Below are 16,722 nucleotides of genomic sequence, written 5' to 3'. Positions count from 1 at the left end.
CGCCCGCGACCGGCCGGTCCCGCGGGACCGGCCGGCGGGCACCGGCTTACTTCTCCTCGTCCGCCGCGCCGCCTTCGCCCACCGCGCCGTCCTCGGACGACTCGGTCTCGACCCGCCCGTGGCGCGCCACCACGACCGCGACGTCGTGTTCCTTGCCCAGCTTCAGCTCGGGGATCTCGACGCCCGACGGCAGCTTGAGGTCGGACAGGTGCACGGTCGTTCCGAGCTCCAGGGCCGACAGGTCGACCTCGATGTGCTCCGGCAGGTCCTGGGGCAGGCACTCGACGACGACTTCGTTGAGCTCGTGCGTCACCACCACCTCGGCCGACTTGCCGGCCGGCGAGGTGTCCTCACCGATGAAGTGCAGCGGCACCGCGGTGCGCAGCGTCTCGCCTTCGGTCACGCGCTGGAAGTCCAGGTGCATGATCAGTTGCTTGTACGGATGGCGCTGCATGTCGCGCAGCAGCACCTTCTGGACGTCGCCACCCAGGCTCAGGTCCAGGATCGACGAGTAGAACCACTCGTTCTGGCTGGCCAGCCACACCGGCTCGTGGTCGAGCTGGATGTTGACCGGCTTCAGGTCGCCACCGTAGACGATGGCCGGGATCTTGCCCGCGCGGCGAAGGCGGCGGCTCGCACCCTTCCCTTCGTCCTCGCGGCGCTCGACCTTGATTTCGTGTGTCGTTGCCATGTGTGCTTCTCTTCTGTTGCGTGATAGACCGCCTCGCGGCGGTTGGAAACGCTCACCCGCGACCAGGTGAGCGGCGGTGTCAGTCCAGGTAGAGCGAACTGACGGATTCTCCGAAGGCGACCCGGCGGATCGTCTCGGCCAGCATCTCGGCGACGCTGAGCTGGCGGATGCGGCCGCAGGCGCGGGCCGCGTCCGACAGCGGGATGGTGTCGGTGACCACCAGTTCGTCGAGCTGTGAACGGGTGATGTTGTCGATCGCCGCGCCCGACAGCACCGGGTGGGTGCAGTAGGCGACGACCTTGTTCGCGCCGTCGGCCTTGAGCGCGCCGGCGGCGGCGCACAGGGTGCCGGCGGTGTCGACGATGTCGTCGACCAGCACGCAGGTCTTGCCCTCGACGTCACCGATGATGTTCATCACCGTGGCCACGTTCGCCTTCGGGCGGCGCTTGTCGATGATCGCCAGGTCCGCGTCGTCCAGGCGCTTGGCGATGGCGCGGGCGCGGACCACGCCGCCCACGTCGGGCGAGACCACGATCAGGTTGTCGGTGCCGTGCGCGCGCCAGATGTCGGCCAGCAGCAGCGGCGAGGCGTAGACGTTGTCGACCGGGATGTCGAAGAAGCCCTGGATCTGGTCGGCGTGCAGGTCGACGGTCAGCACGCCGTCGGCGCCGGCGGCGGAGAACATCTTCGCGACCAGCTTGGCCGTGATCGGCACGCGCGAGGAGCGCATGCGGCGGTCCTGGCGGGCATAGCCGAAGTACGGCACCACCGCGGTCACCGAGGCGGCCGATGCGCGCTTGAGCGCGTCGATCAGCGCCAGCAGCTCCATCAGGTGCTCGGCCGAGGGCGCGTTGGTCGGCTGGATCACGAACACGTCCTGGCGGCGGACGTTCTCCTCGATCTCGACCTGGGCCTCGCCGTCGGAGAACGTGGACACCAGCGCCTTGCCCGGCCGCACCCCCAGTTCGCGACACACCGCTTTGGCCAGCGGGCGGTTCGCGTTGCCTGAGAAGATCAACAGGTTGCGATCTTCCTTCATGGTCTGACTGCCGGTGTTGGAGAGGAGGAAATCGGGAGCGGGGAGCCCTTGGCGCGCAAGCCGCTGTCGCGACTGCCCGCCTCGGGATTCCCGCTCCCCACGCATGTCTGGCAGGGGCGGAAGGATTCGAACCTACGCATGCCGGGATCAAAACCCGGTGCCTTAACCACTTGGCGACGCCCCTGTGGGTGGGACGCGATCCGCGGGTCGTGATCGATGACCGGGGCGGCGGCCGCAGGGGCCCCTCGCTCACCCATCACCGACCCACGCACCGCCAATCACGGCTGCTTCGAGCGCATCCAGCAGCGGCGAGCGCGACGCGCCCGCCGCGACCCAGGCCCGCAGGCCGGACGGCAGGTCCGCCAGCGCGGCCCCGGCGTCTTCGCGGGTCGCGAATTCGACGAAGCAGCCACTGCCCGACCCGGTCAACCGCGGCGTGCCGATCCGCGCCAGGGCCACGAACGCCGCCTCGACGGCGGGTTCGCGGCGGCGCAGCACCGGCTCGAACGCATTGCCGAGCCCAGCTCCCGAAACGAAGTCGGATATTGTCGCGGGTGGCGCATTTCGCGTCAATTCAGGGGCTTGGAAAAGCGCCGCGGTGGCGGCGTGGACGCCGGGATCGACCAGCACGTACCAGGCCGGCGGCAGCGACAGGGGCGTCAGGCGCTCGCCCACGCCTTCGGCCCAGGCGTTGTGGCCGTGGACGAAGACCGGGACGTCCGCCCCGAGCTCGAGGCCCAGCGCAGCCAGCCGCTCGACCCCGAGGCTCACCCCCCACAGGCGGTCCAGCGCGCGCAGCACGGTGGCCGCGTCGGACGAGCCGCCGCCGAATCCGGCGCCCGATGGAATGCGTTTTTCGACGGAGATGTCGACGCCTTGGGCGACTTTAACTTCCTTTTGCAGCAGGTGCGCCGCCCGGACGACCAGATCCTCGGCTTCCGCCACCCCCGCCGCCGAGGCGCCGATGCGGCGGATCGCGCCGTCGTCACGCAGCCGCAGGTGGATGGTGTCGCCCCAGTCCAGCAGGCGGAACACGGTCTGCAGCTCGTGATACCCGTCCGCGCGTCGGCGCGGGATGCGCAGGAACAGGTTCAGCTTGGCCGGGGCCGGCCAGGCGCTCCAGCCGTCCGCGGGATCGCACGCCGCCATTTCAGTCGGCGGCGGCGTGCGGATGGGTCCGCAGCCAGTCGCCGAGCGCGGCGTTGTAGGCCCGTGCGTAGGCCTCCGCCCGATGCTTGAGCGCCAGATGCGCCTCGCCGGAGACGACGTCGCCGGTGCCGTCCAGGATCCGCATCGGCACGCCATGGGCCGCGCCGCCGCCGGTGCCGTAGCCGGGCGCGAGGCAGGCGAAGCCGCACACGCCGACCGGACGCAGGTCGCCGCTCTCCGCATGCGCCCGCATGTCGGCGGCGGGATCGTCGAGCCGCAGCGCCTGCAGGCTCGCGGCCAGTTGCGCCTCGGGCGATGCGTCCGGGTCCGGGGCGACCGTTGCCTCGGTTGCCGGCGGCGAGTCCGGTTCCGGCGCCGTGGCGACCGCGCCGGGCACCACGGTCCAGCCGTCGACCACCAGCCGCACCCGCGCCTGGTCACGGCTGGCCTCCATCCGGCGCGGCAGCGCGGGCTGGCCGGGACCGGCCTCGAACCAGTCGCGGTATTCGATCGCCCAGCCGGCCTGCTCCAGGCGTGCCGGCAGGTTGCCGGCGCCGTGCTCCATGCGCGCCGGGCCGTGCACGTCCTCGGCGGCGGCGACGCCGCGCACCCAGTCGACCAGGGCGCGCACGGGTATCTCCCAGCCGGTGGCCCCGAACAGCAGCGCCTCCACGTCGGCGCCTTCGCGCGGCCCCCCTTCGACGCCATCGAGCCGCGCCGAAGACGCGTCGCCGCTCAGGCGCCAGCCCTGGCGGGTGACCGGGGCGGACAGCGTGAGGTCGTAGCGTTCGCCGCGCTGGGTCCAGTCGAGCCGGCCGCTGCCGCCCTGGCGCGCGTTGGAGATCGCGACCCGCCCTTCGAGCGACCAGTCCACCAGCGCGGCCCGCCGCGCGTCCGCCTCGCGCGCGGCCACCGCGTCGACCGGCACGGCCGGGCGCGGCGGGGCCGAAACGCAGCCACCCAGCAGCAGGATGCCCGCCAGGGCGGCGGCGCGTGCGATGCCCGGGCTCATGCGCCGGTCTTCTCGAGCGCGCGCTGCAGCGAGCGGTTGTCCGGATCGAGCCGGCGCGCGTCGTCGAAGTAGCGCTGCGCCTCGTCGCGGCGGCCCAGCACCCACAGCACCTCGGCGATGTGGGCGGCGATCTCGGCGTCCTTCTGCAGGGTGTAGGCGCGGCGCAGTTCCACCAGCGCCTCCTCGTTGCGGCCGAGGCGGTAGAGCACCCAGCCGTAGCTGTCGATGATCGCGGCGTTGCCCGGCTCGGCCACGCGCGCGCGGTCGATCAGCTCCAGCGCCTCGGCGTAGCGGTCGGTGCGGTCGGCCAGGGTATAGCCGAGGGCGTTGAGGGCGGCGACGTTGTCCGGATCGGCGACCAGGATCTTGCGCAGGTCGGCCTCCGCCCGCGGGATGTCGTCCCGCCGCTCCCACATCAGCGCGCGCGCGTAGAGCAGCGAGGGCTCGTCCGGCCAGTCGGCCAGGGCGCGCGCATACGCGGCGTTCTCCGCCTCCACGTCCTCGTCGCGCGCGCGCAGCTCGCCTTCGACCAGGTAAGCGGCGCGGCGGGCGTCCTCGTTGATCGAACCGTCCACCTGCAGCCGGCGCAGGGCGGCGTAGGCCTCGTCGCGCCGGCCGAGGTCGTGCAGCACATGGGTCGCCTGCAGGCGCGCCTGCAGCCGCGCCTCGCCGCCGGGAACGCTCTCGTACCACTCCAGCGCCTCGGCGTGGCGGTCGAGGAACTCGGCCACCTGGCCCAGCAGCAGGCGATGGCCGGGCTCGGGATTGGTGGCGTCGCGGCGCAGTTCCTCGTACAGGCGCGCCAGCGAGGCCTTGTCCTCGGCCTTGGCCAGCAGCGACGCGCGCAGGGCCTGGATGCGGCGGTCCTGCGGGCCCCGGGCGAGCAACTGCTCGGCAGCGGCGGGATCGCCCAGCGCATCGTATTCGGCCGCCATCGCCAGGCGCAGTTCCGGCACCCGCGCGGCGGTGTCCGCCGCTTCGCCCAACGCGGCGCGGGCGCCCTCGAGATCGCCCGCCTCGCGCAGCTGCGAGGCGCGCAGCAGCGCCACCCGCGGTTCGCCGGGGAAACGCTCGACGATGCGCGCGATCACGCGCCGGGTGAGTTCCTCCTCGTCGAGGCGCTGGGCGAGGTCGCCGAAGGCGAGCCAGGCCGGGAGCGTCTCGGGCACGGCGCCGTCGTCGAACAGGCGGCGCATCACCTCGGCCGAGGTCGCCTGTTCGCGTGGACCGGTCGCGATCACGGCGAGGGCGTGGCGCCAGCCGGCGGGATCGGGGTCGGCCATCAGGGCCCGCAACTGACGCTGCGCCACCCGGGTGCGGCCCATCCGCAGCGCCAGCGTGGCCTCCGCCGCGCGCATCGCCAGCGACTTCGGCGCGCGCGCCTGCCACAGCGCCAGGGCCTGCTCGGCGGCACGGTCGTCCTGGCCCAGCAGCGCGATCCGGGTGGCGCGCTCGGCCAGGCCCGCGTCGTCGTCGCCGGCGGCCCGGGCGGCGTCGAGGTACCAGCCGGCGGCCTCGTCCAGGCGCCCGGCCTGGAGCGCGTACTCGCCGGCCAGGGTGGCGCCGAGCACGTCCTCGCGCAGCGGGTCGCGCGCCGGCGCCGCGCCCGCATGGAGGGGAATCAGGCAGGCCAGCAGGCCGGCACCCAGCACGATCCGGCGGACGGAGTTCTGAAAAGCGGGCATCGACGTCGGCCGGGCCTTAAAATGAGGGCGTCTGAATTCCGAAAGCTTATCGCAAGCGCCTGAACGGCCACGCCGCCGGGCCCGCCAGCCACGCATGACCCTCTACGCCCTCGGCATCAACCACCAGACCGCCCCGGTCGCGCTGCGCGAGCGCGTGGCCTTCGGCGACGCCGCCGTCCCGGCGGCGCTGGCGGAGCTGCGCGAGCTGCCGGGCGTACGCGAGGTGGCGCTGCTGTCGACCTGCAATCGCACCGAACTCTACGCGCTGGTCGATGGCGACGGCCGCCGGCTCGCCGACTGGCTGGCCACCCACCCGCGCGACCGCGGCGACGAAGGCCACGCCGCCTGGGATCTGCACGCCTACCTCTACCGCCACGCCGGCGACGACGCGGTGCGCCACCTGTTCCGGGTCGCCTGCGGGCTGGACTCGCTGGTGCTGGGCGAACCGCAGATCCTCGGCCAGGTGAAGCAGGCCTGGGCGATGGCGCGCAGCGCCGGCACCCTGGGCGGCGAGCTCGACCGCCTGTTCCAGCACGCCTTCGTCACCGCCAAGCGTGCGCGTACCGAGACCCGGATCGGCAACAGTCCGGTGTCGGTCGCCTCGCTCGCGGTGCGGCTGGCGCAGGAATCGTTCGCGCGGCCGGCCGATTCGGTGGTGCTGCTGGTCGGCGCCGGCGAGACCATCGAACTCACCGCGCGGCACCTGGCCCAGGCCCGGGTCAAGCGCCTGCTGGTCGCCAACCGCACCTTCTCGCACGCGCAGGAACTGGCGGCGCGCTACGGCGCGGTGGCGCTGCCGCTGGACGAGCTGGAGCGCCACCTGTTCCTGGCCGACATCGTGTTCTCCGCCACCGCCAGCCAGGCGCCGATCCTGACCCGGCCGCAGATCGCGCACGCGCTGTCGCTGCGCAAGCGCCGGCCGATGCTGCTGATGGACCTGGCGGTGCCGCGCGACATCGCCGCCGACGTGGCCGAACTCGACGACGCCTTCGTCTACACCGTCGACGACCTCGACCGCGTGGTCGAGCACAACCGCCGCAGCCGCAGCGAGGCGGCGCAGGATGCCGAGGCGATCATCGACCTGCAGGTTTCGCGCTACGCCGAGGCGCTGGCCTTCGGCGCCCGCAACGCGCCGCTCAAGCGCCTGCGCGCGCACGGCGAGGCGACCCGCGCCGAGCTCGTGGCGCGCGCCCGCCAGCAGCTGGCCGGCGGCCAGGATCCGCACGTGGTGATGGACCAGCTCGCGCACGCGCTCACCAACCGCCTGCTGCACGCACCGACCGCCGCGATGCGCGAGGCGGTGGCCAGCGGCAACCTCGATTTCCTGCGCTCGTTCGACGAGCTGCTGCCCCCCGAACCGCGCGAATCCGATGCTGCCGACCCTGCGCCGTAAGCTGGACGCGCTGGCCGAACGCCGCGACGAACTCGAACGCCTGCTCGCCGACCCGGGAGTCGCCGGCGACCAGACGCGCTTCCGCGCCCTGTCGCGCGAGTTCGCCCGGCTCGAGCCGCTGGCATCGGCGCTGGCGGACGAGCGCCAGGCCCAGGCGGACCTCGCGGCGGCCGAGGCGATGCGCGGCGATTCGGAACTGCGCGAACTGGCCGAAGAGGAGATCGCCGCGGCCACCGCCCGCCTGGCCGATCTGGACGCGGCGCTGATGGCGCAGCTGGTGCCGCGCGACGCCCGCGACGACGGCGGCCTGTACCTGGAGATCCGCGCCGGCACCGGCGGCGACGAGGCCGCGATCTTCGCCGGCGACCTGCTGCGCATGTACACCCGCTACGCCGAACGCCAGGGCTGGCGGGTGGAGGTCGAATCGGCCAACCCCGGCGAACACGGCGGCTTCCGCGAGGTGATCGCGCGGGTCGAGGGCGAAGGCGCCTACGCGCGGCTGAAATTCGAATCCGGGACCCACCGGGTGCAGCGCGTGCCCGAGACCGAGTCGCAGGGACGCATCCACACCTCGGCCGCGACCGTGGCCATCATCCCGGTGGAAGAGGACGGCGAGCCGGTCGAGATCAATCCCGCCGACCTGCGGGTCGACACCTTCCGTTCCTCCGGCGCCGGCGGCCAGCACGTCAACAAGACCGATTCGGCGATCCGCATCACCCACCTGCCCAGCGGCATCGTGGTCGAATCGCAGACCGAGCGCAGCCAGCACGCCAACCGCGACAAGGCGATGAAGCGCCTGCGCGCCACCCTGGCCGAGGCCGAAGCCGAGCGCCGCGCCGCCGCCACCGCCGCCAGCCGCAAGCTGCAGGTGGGCAGCGGCGACCGCAGCCAGCGCATCCGCACCTACAACTTTCCGCAGGGCCGGATCACCGATCACCGCGTCGACGGCCTGACCCTGTACGACCTGCCCAACGTGCTCGAAGGCCAGCTCGACGCGCTGGTCGAGCGCCTCTCGCGCGAGCACCAGGCCGACGCCCTGGCGCAGCTGACCGAAGGACCCTGACCCGATGACCGCCACCGTCAGCCACGCTCAGCCCGCCGACCTCGACGCGCTCGCCGCGCTGTTCGACGCGTACCGCCAGTTCTACGGCCAACCCTCCGACGTGCCCGCAGCGCGCGAATGGCTGCGCAGCCGCCTGCGCTTCGGCGAATCGAAGGTGCTGGTGGCGCGCCAGGGGAGCACGGCGGTGGGGTTCGCGCAGCTCTACCCGATGTTCTCGTCGGTGCGCATGGCGCGCACCTGGGTCCTCAACGACCTGTTCGTGCTGCCGGCCACGCGCCGCCAGGGCGTGGCCCGCGCGCTGCTGGACGCGGCCGCGGCCTTCGCGCGAGCCGATGGCGCCGCATCGATCCAGCTCGAGACCGCGCGCGACAACGCCGCCGCCCGCGCCACCTACCGCGACGCCGGCTGGCACGAGGACGCGACCCAGTGGTACTCGCTGTCGCTGTCCTGAGTGCCGTCCCGCGCCGGGCCCCGCGCCGGTGACCCCCGCGGGCGATCCGCGCGCGCAGGCCCGCGCCGCCGTACAGCGCGAACCGGGCAACGCCTTCGCCTGGATCCTGCTCGCCGATGCCGAGGTCGAGGCCGGCGACGCGCGGGCCTGCATCGCCGCCGCGCAGCGCGCGCTGCAGCTTGCGCCGGGGCATCCGGAGGCGCTGGCGCGCCTGGGACGCGCGCAGTGGATGCTCCGACGCCATGCCGACGCCGCCGCGAGCCTCGGCGCGGCGGCGCGTGGTGCGCCGGAACATCCGGGCATCGCCGTCTGGCTGGCGCACGTGCTGGAGGACGCCGGCGAGCCGGAAGCGGCGAACGAGGCGTATGCCCGCGCGCACGCGCTGATGCCCGGGTCGGCGGGGATCGCGGCCTACCTGCTGGCGTGGCGCCGCAAGGTCTGCGACTGGCGCGGGCTGGACGCGCTGTCGGCACAGGTGCGCGACGCGGTGGCCGCAGGCGAGCCGGCGATCGAGCCGTTCGCCTTCCTGAGCGAGGACGCCTCGCCAGCCGAACAGCTGCGCTGCGCGCGGCTGCGCGCCGCGGCCCTGGCCCGCGCGGTGCGGCCGCTGCCGCCGGCGCCGCCCCGCGCGGCCGGGCCGCTGCGGCTGGGATTCATGTCCAACGGCTTCGGTGCGCATCCGACCGGGTTGCTGACGGTCGCGTTCTTCGAAGCGCTGCGCGCGGAGGTCGGCGTCGAATCGCACCTGTTCGCGCTCGCCCCCGACGACGCCAGCGCGATCGCGCAGCGCCTGCGCGGCGCCGCCCGCTGGCATGATCTCGCCGGCACCCGCCACGTCGACGCCGCGCTGCAGATCCGCGCCGCCGGCATCGACGTGCTGTTCGACCTGCGCGGCTGGGGCGGCGGTGGCCGCCCGGAGGTGCTGGCGATGCGGCCGGCGCCGGTGCAGGTGAACTGGCTGGCGTATCCCGGCACCAGCGGCGCGCCGTGGATCGACCATGTCGTCGCCGACCGGTTCGTCCTGCCCGAGGCGCTGGCCCCGCACTTCTCCGAACGGGTGGCGTGGCTGCCGCGCTGCTTCCAGCCCTCCGACACGTCGCGCGCGTTGCCCGCCCCGCCCTCGCGTGCCGAGTGCGGCCTGCCGGAGGGATCGACGGTGCTGTGCTGCTTCAACAACAGCTACAAGCTCAACCCCGCCACGTTCGCGCGCCTGCTCGCGGTGCTGCGCGGCGCGCCCGGCAGCGTGCTGTGGCTGCTGTCCGGTCCGGGCCGGGCGGACGCGCGCCTGCGCGAGGCCGCGCGGGCCGCGGGCGTCGATCCGGCCCGCCTCGTGTTCATGGCCAAGCAGCCGCACCCGGCCTACCTGGCCCGGCTGCAGCTGGCCGACCTGTTCCTCGACACGCATCCCTACAACGCCCACACCACCGCCTCGGATGCGCTGTGGGCCGGCTGCCCGGTCCTCACCCGCCCCGGCGAGACGTTCGCCGCGCGCGTGGCCGGCAGCCTCAACCATCACCTGGGCCTGGACGCGATGAACGTCGACAGCGACGAGGCCTTCATCTCCACCGCGATCGCACTGGCGTGCGATGCCGATGCGCGCGGCGCCCTGCGCCGGCGGCTGGCGGAGGCGCGCCTGTCGTCCGGGCTGTTCGACATGACGGCGTTCGCCCGCGACTTCGCCGCGCTGGCCCACGAGCTGGCGCGGATCGCACCCCCGCGGCCCGTCTGAGGCTCGCGCAACTGCCGCGCGCGCGGTCTCTGCGGTAGGCTGCGGCCATGACCGCGACCGACGAGACGATCCCCCTGGCGCTGTGCGTGCTCACGGTGTCCGATTCGCGCACGCTGGCCGAGGACGCGTCGGGCGACTACCTGGCCGACGCGCTCGCCGGCGCGGGCCACCGCCTGCACGCGCGCGCGCTGCTGCCCGACGACCGCTACGCGCTGCGCGCGCTGGTCTCGCAGTGGATCGCCGATCCCGCCGTCGACGGCATCCTGGTCACCGGCGGCACCGGGTTCACCGGTCGCGATTCCACGCCCGAGGCGCTGCTGCCGCTGCTGGACAAGCAGATGCCGGGCTTCGGCGAACTGTTCCGCGCGATCTCGTTCGAGGAGATCGGCACCTCGGCGCTGCAGTCGCGCGCCTTCGCCGGGCTGGCCAACGGCACCTTCCTGTTCGCGTTGCCGGGTTCGACCTCGGCCTGCCGCACGGCATGGACCCGGATCCTGCGCGACCAGCTCGATGCGCGCACGCGGCCCTGCAACCTGGCCACGCTGCGGCCGCGGCTGTCGGAGCCGTCCTGAGCGCCGGCGGCGCCCCGGCCCGCCGCGTTCCGCTCGCCGGCCTGGCCGACCACCCGCCATGCGCGCCGGGAGGCCCGCGGTCGTGCCGCGCACGTGGCGACGCGTCCCAGGCAGCCGCGCGCCCCGGCGCCGGCGCACACCGCATTCGCATCCGCATGCAGGGAGCCCCGCGATGAAGGAACTCAAGCGCAAGGAATACGAAGCGGCGTTGGCGCCGATGCAGGTCGAGCTGGTGGCGCTCTCGCGCTGGCTGCAGCACGCCGGCAAGCGCCTGCTGGTGCTGTTCGAAGGCCGCGACACCGCCGGCAAGGGCGGCGCGATCGGCGCCATCGCCGACCAGCTCAATCCGCGCCAGTGCCACGTGGTGGCGCTGCCGAAGCCGAACGACCGCGAGTCCGGCCAGTGGTATTTCCAGCGCTACGTGCCGCACCTGCCGGCTGCGGGCGAGATCGCGCTGTTCGACCGCAGCTGGTACAACCGCGCCGGCGTCGAACAGGTGATGGGTTTCGCCACGCCGGCGCAGGTCAAGGCGTTCCTGCGGCAGGCGCCGGTGTTCGAGCGGCAGCTGGTGGACGACGGCATCCTGCTGTTCAAGTACTGGCTGTGCTGCGACCAGGTGCGCCAGGAGGAGCGCTTCCAGGAGCGGCTGTGCGATCCGCTCAAGCGCTGGAAACTCTCGCCGGTCGACATCGAGGCGCGGGTGCGCTACGACGACTACACCCGCGCCCGCGAAACGATGCTCGCGGCCACCCACACCCGGCATGCGCCGTGGACGCTGGTGGATTTCAACGACCAGAAGCGCGGCCGGCTGACCCTGATCCGCGACCTGCTCGACCGCCTGCCGGATACCCACGTGCCGCCGCCCGACCTCGACCTGCCACCGCTGGCCGGCCGCCCGCGCCGCGAACGCTACGGCGTCCTGCGTCCGCTGCCAGCGTTCCGGACGTGACCGCGGCGGGGACGCTGCTGGCCGTCGCGCTGGCCGCTACGGCAACGGCGGCCGTTGCACAGGACGCCTCCGATGTCGCGCCCGACACGGTGCGCGAGCTCGAGGCGGTGCGCGTCACCGGCCGGCGGCCGCCCGCCGATCCGTTCGCATTCCGCAACCCGGTGGCGGTCGAGGAGACGGTGTTCTCGCGCGACTGGGACGAGCCGCCGGGGCTGGAAGAGATCGGCCTGCGCGGCGGGCTGGTGCAGATGGGCATCAACAAGGGGCTGGAACTGGCCGGTCACGGCATCCGCAAGCTGCCCGGGTGGAAGCACCAGGCCATCGGCGCACAGGCGCGGCCTCCGCCGCTGGACGCCGACCAGCGTGACCGGGCGATGCGGATCCAGGCCGCAGGCGACGTTCCCGTCGTCGCATCTGCGGCTTCGACTTCTGCGCCGGCCGCCGACACGACGGACGCGAACGGGCGGATGCCTGCCGAGGCCGAGCGTGGCGCCGATCCGGACGTGGCCGCACCTCGCCCGCGCTGAGGGCGGACGGTCCTCCCGGCACGGCGGCGGGCAGTGTGCGCGCGGGTCGCGCTGGACGCTGCTGCCGAGGTCGCCGCGGCGGGTCCAGTCGACTGCAGCCTCAGCCGATCACGAACCCGTCCGCAGGCACCGGACCCGGGTAGGGATCACGCTGCACGTGGGCCACCCGCGCCGCCGGTGGGCCGTCCTCCAGCCACTGCGCCAGCGCTTCCAGTGCCTGGGCCTCGCCCTCGGCCACCACCTCGACGCTGCCGTCGTCCAGGTTGCGCGCGTGGCCGCGCAGTCCGAGCGCGCGTGCCTGCATTCGCGTCGCGGCGCGGAAGCCGACGCCCTGCACCCGGCCATCCACCCGGAAGCGGGCCGCGGGCATCAGGCGCCCTCCTCCGCGGCCGCCTCCGCATCCGCCGCTGCGCCCGGGAGCGACTCCAGCGCCGGCCCGCCGCTGCCCTCGATCGCGGTCTCGATCTCCTTCGCCGTGACCGGCCCGAGGAACTGGCGCGCCACCTTGCCGTCGGGCGCGATCAGGTAGGTCATCGGCAGCCCACGCGGGGTCTCGAAGTCCGCGGGCGGCGCGTACACGTCGATGATCGCGATCGGATACGCCACCGGATGCTCGGCGAGGAAGGACTGCATCGACGGCACGTCGATTTCCTCGTAGGCCAGGCCGACGACGCTGATGTGTTCGCGCATGGTGTGCAGTGCCGACAGCTCGGGCATCTCCTTCAGGCACGGCGAGCACCACGTGGCCCAGAAGTTCACGACGACCCACTTGCCGCGGTGGTCGGCGATGTCGTACTCGCTGCCGTCGATGGTCGCGACCTTCAGCCCGGGCTCGTCGGGACGCGGCGCGGCGTCGCCACCGGCGTCGGCCGGTTCGGGATCGGACGACTCGGCGTCGGTATTTGCGGCGGCGGGGTCGTCTCCCGGCGCCGGGGCGGGATCGGCCGCCGGCCCGGTGGCGGGCTGGCAGGCCGCCAGCAACAGGGCGAGGAGGAAGACGCCGGGGGCCTGCGGTTTCATGCGGTTTCACCTGTGGGCGGATGGATGTGGGCGACGTTGCGCTTGAGCAGCCCGCGCAGCGGCAGTCGGAGTTCGTCGAGTGCGGCGATCGCGGCGGCGCCGAGCGCGTCGTCGCGGCATGGCAGCCAGGCTTCGGAGACCGGCACCCGCAGCTGGCAGGCTTCGTACAGGTCGGCGAGCGTGAGCGTGTCGAGGTCGCGCGCGAGCAGCCATTCGCCGCTCTCGGCGCGCTTGAGCAGGTCGATCCCGGCCAGCTGGGCGAGGAACTGCTTGAGCTGGCTGTCGGTGAGCATCGGTTCGAGCTCGAGCATGTCGTCGGTGTGCAGGCCGCGCCCGCGCCGCCGCGCCTCGGCGAAACGCCCCAGCAGGCGCAGCAGGCCGTACAGCTCGTAGCCTTCGGGCAATCGCATCGAGGCCGGCTGGTAACGGAATGCGGATACCGCCGAGGCGAACGAGGCGCCCAGCAGGATCGAGATCCAGCCCAGGTAGATCCAGATCATCAGGATCGGCAGCGCCGCCAGCGCGCCGTAGATGCGCTGGTAGGTGGTGAACGTGCCGAGGTAGATGCCCAGGCCCCACTTCACCAGTTCCAGCAGCACGGTGGCCAGCAGCGCGCCGGCGAACGCGTGCCGCAGCGCCACCGAACGGTGCGGCACCACCCGGTACAGCGCCGTGATCACCAGCAGTTCGATCAGCACCGGCGCCACCCGCAGCGCCAGCCCGGACAGCAGCCGGCCCTCGCTGGTGGCGAACACCGGCAGCGCGAACACCCACGCCGACATCGCCAGCGACGCCGCCGACAGCAGCGCGCCGAGCGTGAGCACCGTCCAGTACACCAGAAAGCGCCCGAGCTGGGGCCGCGAGGACGGCACCCGCCAGATCTGGTTGAACGTGGCCTCGATGCTGTTGAGCGTGATCAGCAGCGAGACGATCAGGCCGATGGCGCCGGCGACCGTGATCGTGGTGGCGTCGCCCACCAGCCGCAGCAGGGTCTCCTTCACCGTGCTGGCCGCGCTGGGCACGAAGTTGGAGAACACGTATTCGGTCAGCTGGTCGCGCCATTCGCCGAACATCGGGAACGCCGAGAGCACGCCCAGCACCACGATCGCCAGCGGCACCAGGGCGAAGATGGTGGTGTAGGCCAGCGCGGCCGCGGCCTGGAACAGGCGATCGTCGAGGAAACGGCTGGCGAGGAAGCGGGCGAACGTCCCGGCGCGCTCGCGATCCCGCACGCGGTCCATCCACAGGTTGAACGTCGCCAGCGGCTGCATCGGCGAAGCGTAGCAAAGCGCGCGCACCGGGCGCCGTGAGGGCCGCGGCAAAGCCTGTCAGAATGTCGCCCCGACCGCTGGAGACGCGCATGCCCGACATCCTGGTGCTCTACTACAGCCGCAACGGCTCGGTGGCGCAGTTGGCGCGTCAGGTCGGGCGCGGGATCGGCGAGGTACCGGGCATGTCGGCGCGGCTGCGCACCGTGCCGCCGGTGGCGCCGGTGACGCAGGTGGCCGCGCCACCGGTGCCCGACTCCGGCGCGCCCTATGTCGAACGGGCCGACCTGGACGAATGCGCCGGCCTGCTGCTGGGCAGTCCCACCCGCTTCGGCAACATGGCCGCGCCGCTGAAGCATTTCCTCGACGGGCTGAGCGCCGAATGGGCCAGCGGCACCCTGGTCGGCAAGCCCGCGGGCGTGTTCACCTCCACCGCGTCGATGCATGGCGGCCAGGAATCCACCCTGCTGACGATGCTGATGCCGCTGCTGCACCACGGCTGCGTGATCGCCGGCATTCCCTACACCGAGCCGCAGCTGACGAGCACGCGCACCGGCGGCACGCCCTATGGCGCCAGCCACGTCGCCGGCCAGGCCGACGATCCGGTGCCCAGCGAGGACGAGTCCACTCTCGCGCGGGCGCTCGGCCGCCGCATCGCCACGCTGGCCGGACGGCTGCAGTGATCGAGGGCGCGGTGCGTCGCAGGCGTCCCGGCCTGGCCGCGGCGCTGGCCGCGCTGGCCGCGCTGTACGCGGCGTGGTTCGCCGGCGACCGGCACATGCTGGCGGCGCTGCTGGTGTTCGTGCTGCCGCTGGTCGTGCTGCTGCTCGGCGTCCTGCTGCGCAGCGCGCGTGCCGCGTTCTGGGCCGGCGTGCTCGGCCTGCTGCTGTTCTGCCACGCGGTGATGACGGCGTGGTCGGAGCCGGGCGAACGCGGCTTCGCGCTGGCGGCCACCGCGCTGTCGGTGCTGCTCGTATTCGCGTCGAGCTGGCCGGGCCTGCGGGCCCGCTTCGGCAGGCGCAGCACATGAATTCCCGCATTCCTGCGTCGCGCCTGCGCGACCTCGCTTTCGCTACCGGGCGCGCGAGCGCGCCGATGGGAGGTTCCCGATGGAAGACCTGCTGATCGTCACCACCGGCGGCACGATCGACAAGATCTACTTCGACGACAAGTCGGACTACCAGATCGGGGATCCGCAGATCGGCCGCATGCTCGGCGAACTCGGCGTGGCGTTCCGCTTCCGCGTGATCCCGATCCTGCGCAAGGATTCGCTGCATCTGGACGATGCCGACCGCGAGCTGGTGCGGGCCACGATCGCCGCCCAGGAGGCGCGCCACGTGCTCGTCACCCATGGCACCGATTCGATGGTGGAGACGGCGAAGGTCCTGGCCACCGTCCCCGGCAAGACCATCGTGCTCACCGGCGCGCTCAGTCCCGCGCGCTTCCGCGGTTCGGATGCCGAGTTCAACATCGGCACCGCGGTGGGCGCGGTGCAGTCGCTGCCGCCGGGCGTGTACATCGCCATGAACGGCCGCATCTGGGATCCGGCGCGGGTGCGCAAGAACGTCGAGGCCAACCGGTTCGAGGCGCTGGACGACTGAACCGGGCGGGCGGCTGCGGGCGGATCGCCCCGGCGCTCAATCCCCGCGCGTGCGCATCTGGCGCGGCGGATCGATCCCGAGCCGGCGATCGACCTCGATCGACTGCACCTGGGGATCGGCGGCGAAGGCCTGCATCAGCTGGCGCGCCTGCTCCCTGTCCAGCGGCCGGTCGACCGTGAACACGTCGCCGCCGACCGCCAGGCGCCGCTGCCACGACAGCACGGGGGCCGGATCCAGGGCCGCGGCGGCCTGGCGCAGCTTCTCCGGCACGTTCGCGGACTCGCGTCCCGCGGGGCTGTCCGCGCGGTAGCGGACGATGAAGCGCTGGAACGGGCCTTCGCCCGGCAGCTCGACCTCCACGCCAGGCGCATGCGCGGTCGGGGGATCGGATGCGGGATGTTCGTTCATGCGTGGGTCTCCGGTCGCGGCCGCGCATCCGGCGATCACGCACGCGGTCAGCAAGGCGCACGCCGCGGTCCGGCGCGATGGGGGCTCAAGGTGCGGCATGGCGGCTCCTCGGGGAAAACGGGGGTACGCCGCGTGTGCGGCGACGCCATGCATGCTGCCCGGGCG

The 16,722-nt window shown here is 73.2% G+C and carries 18 protein-coding genes, 1 tRNA gene and 1 pseudogene; 10 read left to right on the top strand and 10 right to left on the bottom strand.

Translation table 11 applies throughout. The features are described from left to right. Positions 1-46: 46 nt before the first annotated feature. The 6 genes from QFW80_RS17385 to QFW80_RS17360 all read right to left on the bottom strand — a co-directional run bounded on the left by QFW80_RS17385 (position 47) and on the right by QFW80_RS17360 (position 5,576). On the bottom strand, positions 47-691 hold the full coding sequence (locus tag QFW80_RS17385) for a 50S ribosomal protein L25/general stress protein Ctc (protein ID WP_280603382.1): 645 nt from the start codon (positions 689-691) through the stop codon (positions 47-49). Positions 692-770: 79 nt separating this feature from the next. After that, positions 771-1,730, bottom strand: coding sequence for a ribose-phosphate diphosphokinase (locus QFW80_RS17380; RefSeq protein WP_280603380.1), 960 nt, complete (start codon positions 1,728-1,730; stop codon positions 771-773). 108 nt (positions 1,731-1,838) lie between these two features. Further along, positions 1,839-1,914: transfer RNA gene (locus tag QFW80_RS17375), tRNA-Gln, on the bottom strand. A 65-nt stretch (positions 1,915-1,979) separates the two neighbouring features. After that, positions 1,980-2,879, bottom strand: a complete 900-nt coding sequence (gene ispE, locus QFW80_RS17370) for a 4-(cytidine 5'-diphospho)-2-C-methyl-D-erythritol kinase (RefSeq protein WP_280603379.1) — start codon at positions 2,877-2,879, stop codon at positions 1,980-1,982. 1 nt (position 2,880) lies between these two features. Then, positions 2,881-3,891 carry a lipoprotein insertase outer membrane protein LolB gene (gene lolB / locus QFW80_RS17625; RefSeq protein ID WP_280603377.1) on the bottom strand — a complete coding sequence of 337 codons (1,011 nt, stop codon included), beginning with the start codon at positions 3,889-3,891 and terminating at the stop codon, positions 2,881-2,883. Then, positions 3,888-5,576, bottom strand: a complete 1,689-nt coding sequence (locus tag QFW80_RS17360) for a tetratricopeptide repeat protein (protein WP_280603376.1) — start codon at positions 5,574-5,576, stop codon at positions 3,888-3,890. Before QFW80_RS17360 ends, lolB begins: the two co-directional genes overlap by 4 nt. Positions 5,577-5,670: 94 nt before the next feature. Here QFW80_RS17360 and hemA point away from each other — a divergent pair, with 94 nt between their 5' ends. The 7 genes from hemA to QFW80_RS17325 all read left to right on the top strand — a co-directional run bounded on the left by hemA (position 5,671) and on the right by QFW80_RS17325 (position 12,260). Then, positions 5,671-6,969, top strand: a complete 1,299-nt coding sequence (gene hemA / locus QFW80_RS17355; protein ID WP_280603375.1) for a glutamyl-tRNA reductase — start codon at positions 5,671-5,673, stop codon at positions 6,967-6,969. After that, on the top strand, positions 6,947-8,032 hold the full coding sequence (gene prfA / locus QFW80_RS17350) for a peptide chain release factor 1 (protein ID WP_280603374.1): 1,086 nt from the start codon (positions 6,947-6,949) through the stop codon (positions 8,030-8,032). The genes hemA and prfA overlap by 23 nt, the downstream gene beginning before the upstream one ends. A 4-nt stretch (positions 8,033-8,036) precedes the next feature. After that, on the top strand, positions 8,037-8,483 hold the full coding sequence (locus QFW80_RS17345; RefSeq protein ID WP_280603373.1) for a GNAT family N-acetyltransferase: 447 nt from the start codon (positions 8,037-8,039) through the stop codon (positions 8,481-8,483). A 28-nt stretch (positions 8,484-8,511) separates the two neighbouring features. After that, positions 8,512-10,212, top strand: a complete 1,701-nt coding sequence (locus QFW80_RS17340) for an O-linked N-acetylglucosamine transferase, SPINDLY family protein (protein WP_280603372.1) — start codon at positions 8,512-8,514, stop codon at positions 10,210-10,212. 47 nt (positions 10,213-10,259) lie between these two features. Then, complete coding sequence (gene moaB, locus QFW80_RS17335; RefSeq protein WP_280603370.1) at positions 10,260-10,784, top strand: molybdenum cofactor biosynthesis protein B; 525 nt, start codon at positions 10,260-10,262, stop codon at positions 10,782-10,784. Between the two features lie 172 nt (positions 10,785-10,956). After that, complete coding sequence (gene ppk2, locus QFW80_RS17330) at positions 10,957-11,733, top strand: polyphosphate kinase 2 (protein WP_280603368.1); 777 nt, start codon at positions 10,957-10,959, stop codon at positions 11,731-11,733. Then, the gene (locus tag QFW80_RS17325; RefSeq protein WP_280603365.1) at positions 11,730-12,260 is read left to right on the top strand and encodes a hypothetical protein; all 531 of its coding nucleotides are present in this window, start codon (positions 11,730-11,732) and stop codon (positions 12,258-12,260) included. Before ppk2 ends, QFW80_RS17325 begins: the two co-directional genes overlap by 4 nt. A gap of 100 nt (positions 12,261-12,360) precedes the next feature. Here QFW80_RS17325 and yccX read toward each other — a convergent pair whose 3' ends face one another. The 3 genes and pseudogenes from yccX to QFW80_RS17310 form a co-directional block, all read right to left on the bottom strand. Continuing rightward, on the bottom strand, positions 12,361-12,630 hold the full coding sequence (gene yccX / locus QFW80_RS17320; protein ID WP_280603363.1) for an acylphosphatase: 270 nt from the start codon (positions 12,628-12,630) through the stop codon (positions 12,361-12,363). Between the two features lie 68 nt (positions 12,631-12,698). Beyond that, a pseudogene (locus QFW80_RS17315) lies at positions 12,699-13,280 on the bottom strand (TlpA family protein disulfide reductase); the annotation flags it as partial. After that, complete coding sequence (locus QFW80_RS17310; RefSeq protein ID WP_280603361.1) at positions 13,277-14,551, bottom strand: YihY family inner membrane protein; 1,275 nt, start codon at positions 14,549-14,551, stop codon at positions 13,277-13,279. The pseudogene QFW80_RS17315 and the gene QFW80_RS17310, both read right to left, overlap by 4 nt. Before the next feature lie 89 nt (positions 14,552-14,640). Here QFW80_RS17310 and wrbA point away from each other — a divergent pair, with 89 nt between their 5' ends. The 3 genes from wrbA (at position 14,641) to QFW80_RS17295 (ending at position 16,149) form a co-directional block, all read left to right on the top strand. Next, complete coding sequence (gene wrbA / locus QFW80_RS17305) at positions 14,641-15,231, top strand: NAD(P)H:quinone oxidoreductase (protein ID WP_280603359.1); 591 nt, start codon at positions 14,641-14,643, stop codon at positions 15,229-15,231. Continuing rightward, complete coding sequence (locus QFW80_RS17300) at positions 15,228-15,578, top strand: DUF2069 domain-containing protein (RefSeq protein WP_280603357.1); 351 nt, start codon at positions 15,228-15,230, stop codon at positions 15,576-15,578. The genes wrbA and QFW80_RS17300 overlap by 4 nt, the downstream gene beginning before the upstream one ends. Positions 15,579-15,657: 79 nt before the next feature. After that, the gene (locus QFW80_RS17295) at positions 15,658-16,149 is read left to right on the top strand and encodes an asparaginase domain-containing protein (protein WP_280603355.1); all 492 of its coding nucleotides are present in this window, start codon (positions 15,658-15,660) and stop codon (positions 16,147-16,149) included. Positions 16,150-16,185: 36 nt separating this feature from the next. On the opposite strand, the gene QFW80_RS17290 is transcribed toward QFW80_RS17295, so the two are convergent. Further along, positions 16,186-16,557, bottom strand: coding sequence for a hypothetical protein (locus QFW80_RS17290; RefSeq protein ID WP_280603353.1), 372 nt, complete (start codon positions 16,555-16,557; stop codon positions 16,186-16,188). Positions 16,558-16,722 lie beyond the last annotated feature (165 nt).

Source organism: Luteimonas rhizosphaericola (assembly GCF_029888045.1).
Lineage (GTDB): Bacteria > Pseudomonadota > Gammaproteobacteria > Xanthomonadales > Xanthomonadaceae > Luteimonas > Luteimonas rhizosphaericola.
Note: the sequence above shows the minus strand (reverse complement) of the source record. Positions and strands in the feature narration are given on the sequence as shown.

Coding starts and splice junctions, on each gene's coding strand:
- QFW80_RS17385 (WP_280603382.1), bottom strand. CDS start 691: ATGGCAACGACACACGAAATCAAGGTCGAGCGCCGCGAGGACGAAGGG.
- QFW80_RS17380 (WP_280603380.1), bottom strand. CDS start 1,730: ATGAAGGAAGATCGCAACCTGTTGATCTTCTCAGGCAACGCGAACCGC.
- ispE (WP_280603379.1), bottom strand. CDS start 2,879: ATGGCGGCGTGCGATCCCGCGGACGGCTGGAGCGCCTGGCCGGCCCCG.
- lolB (WP_280603377.1), bottom strand. CDS start 3,891: ATGAGCCCGGGCATCGCACGCGCCGCCGCCCTGGCGGGCATCCTGCTG.
- QFW80_RS17360 (WP_280603376.1), bottom strand. CDS start 5,576: ATGCCCGCTTTTCAGAACTCCGTCCGCCGGATCGTGCTGGGTGCCGGC.
- hemA (WP_280603375.1), top strand. CDS start 5,671: ATGACCCTCTACGCCCTCGGCATCAACCACCAGACCGCCCCGGTCGCG.
- prfA (WP_280603374.1), top strand. CDS start 6,947: ATGCTGCCGACCCTGCGCCGTAAGCTGGACGCGCTGGCCGAACGCCGC.
- QFW80_RS17345 (WP_280603373.1), top strand. CDS start 8,037: ATGACCGCCACCGTCAGCCACGCTCAGCCCGCCGACCTCGACGCGCTC.
- moaB (WP_280603370.1), top strand. CDS start 10,260: ATGACCGCGACCGACGAGACGATCCCCCTGGCGCTGTGCGTGCTCACG.
- ppk2 (WP_280603368.1), top strand. CDS start 10,957: ATGAAGGAACTCAAGCGCAAGGAATACGAAGCGGCGTTGGCGCCGATG.
- yccX (WP_280603363.1), bottom strand. CDS start 12,630: ATGCCCGCGGCCCGCTTCCGGGTGGATGGCCGGGTGCAGGGCGTCGGC.
- QFW80_RS17310 (WP_280603361.1), bottom strand. CDS start 14,551: ATGCAGCCGCTGGCGACGTTCAACCTGTGGATGGACCGCGTGCGGGAT.
- wrbA (WP_280603359.1), top strand. CDS start 14,641: ATGCCCGACATCCTGGTGCTCTACTACAGCCGCAACGGCTCGGTGGCG.
- QFW80_RS17295 (WP_280603355.1), top strand. CDS start 15,658: ATGGAAGACCTGCTGATCGTCACCACCGGCGGCACGATCGACAAGATC.
- QFW80_RS17290 (WP_280603353.1), bottom strand. CDS start 16,557: ATGAACGAACATCCCGCATCCGATCCCCCGACCGCGCATGCGCCTGGC.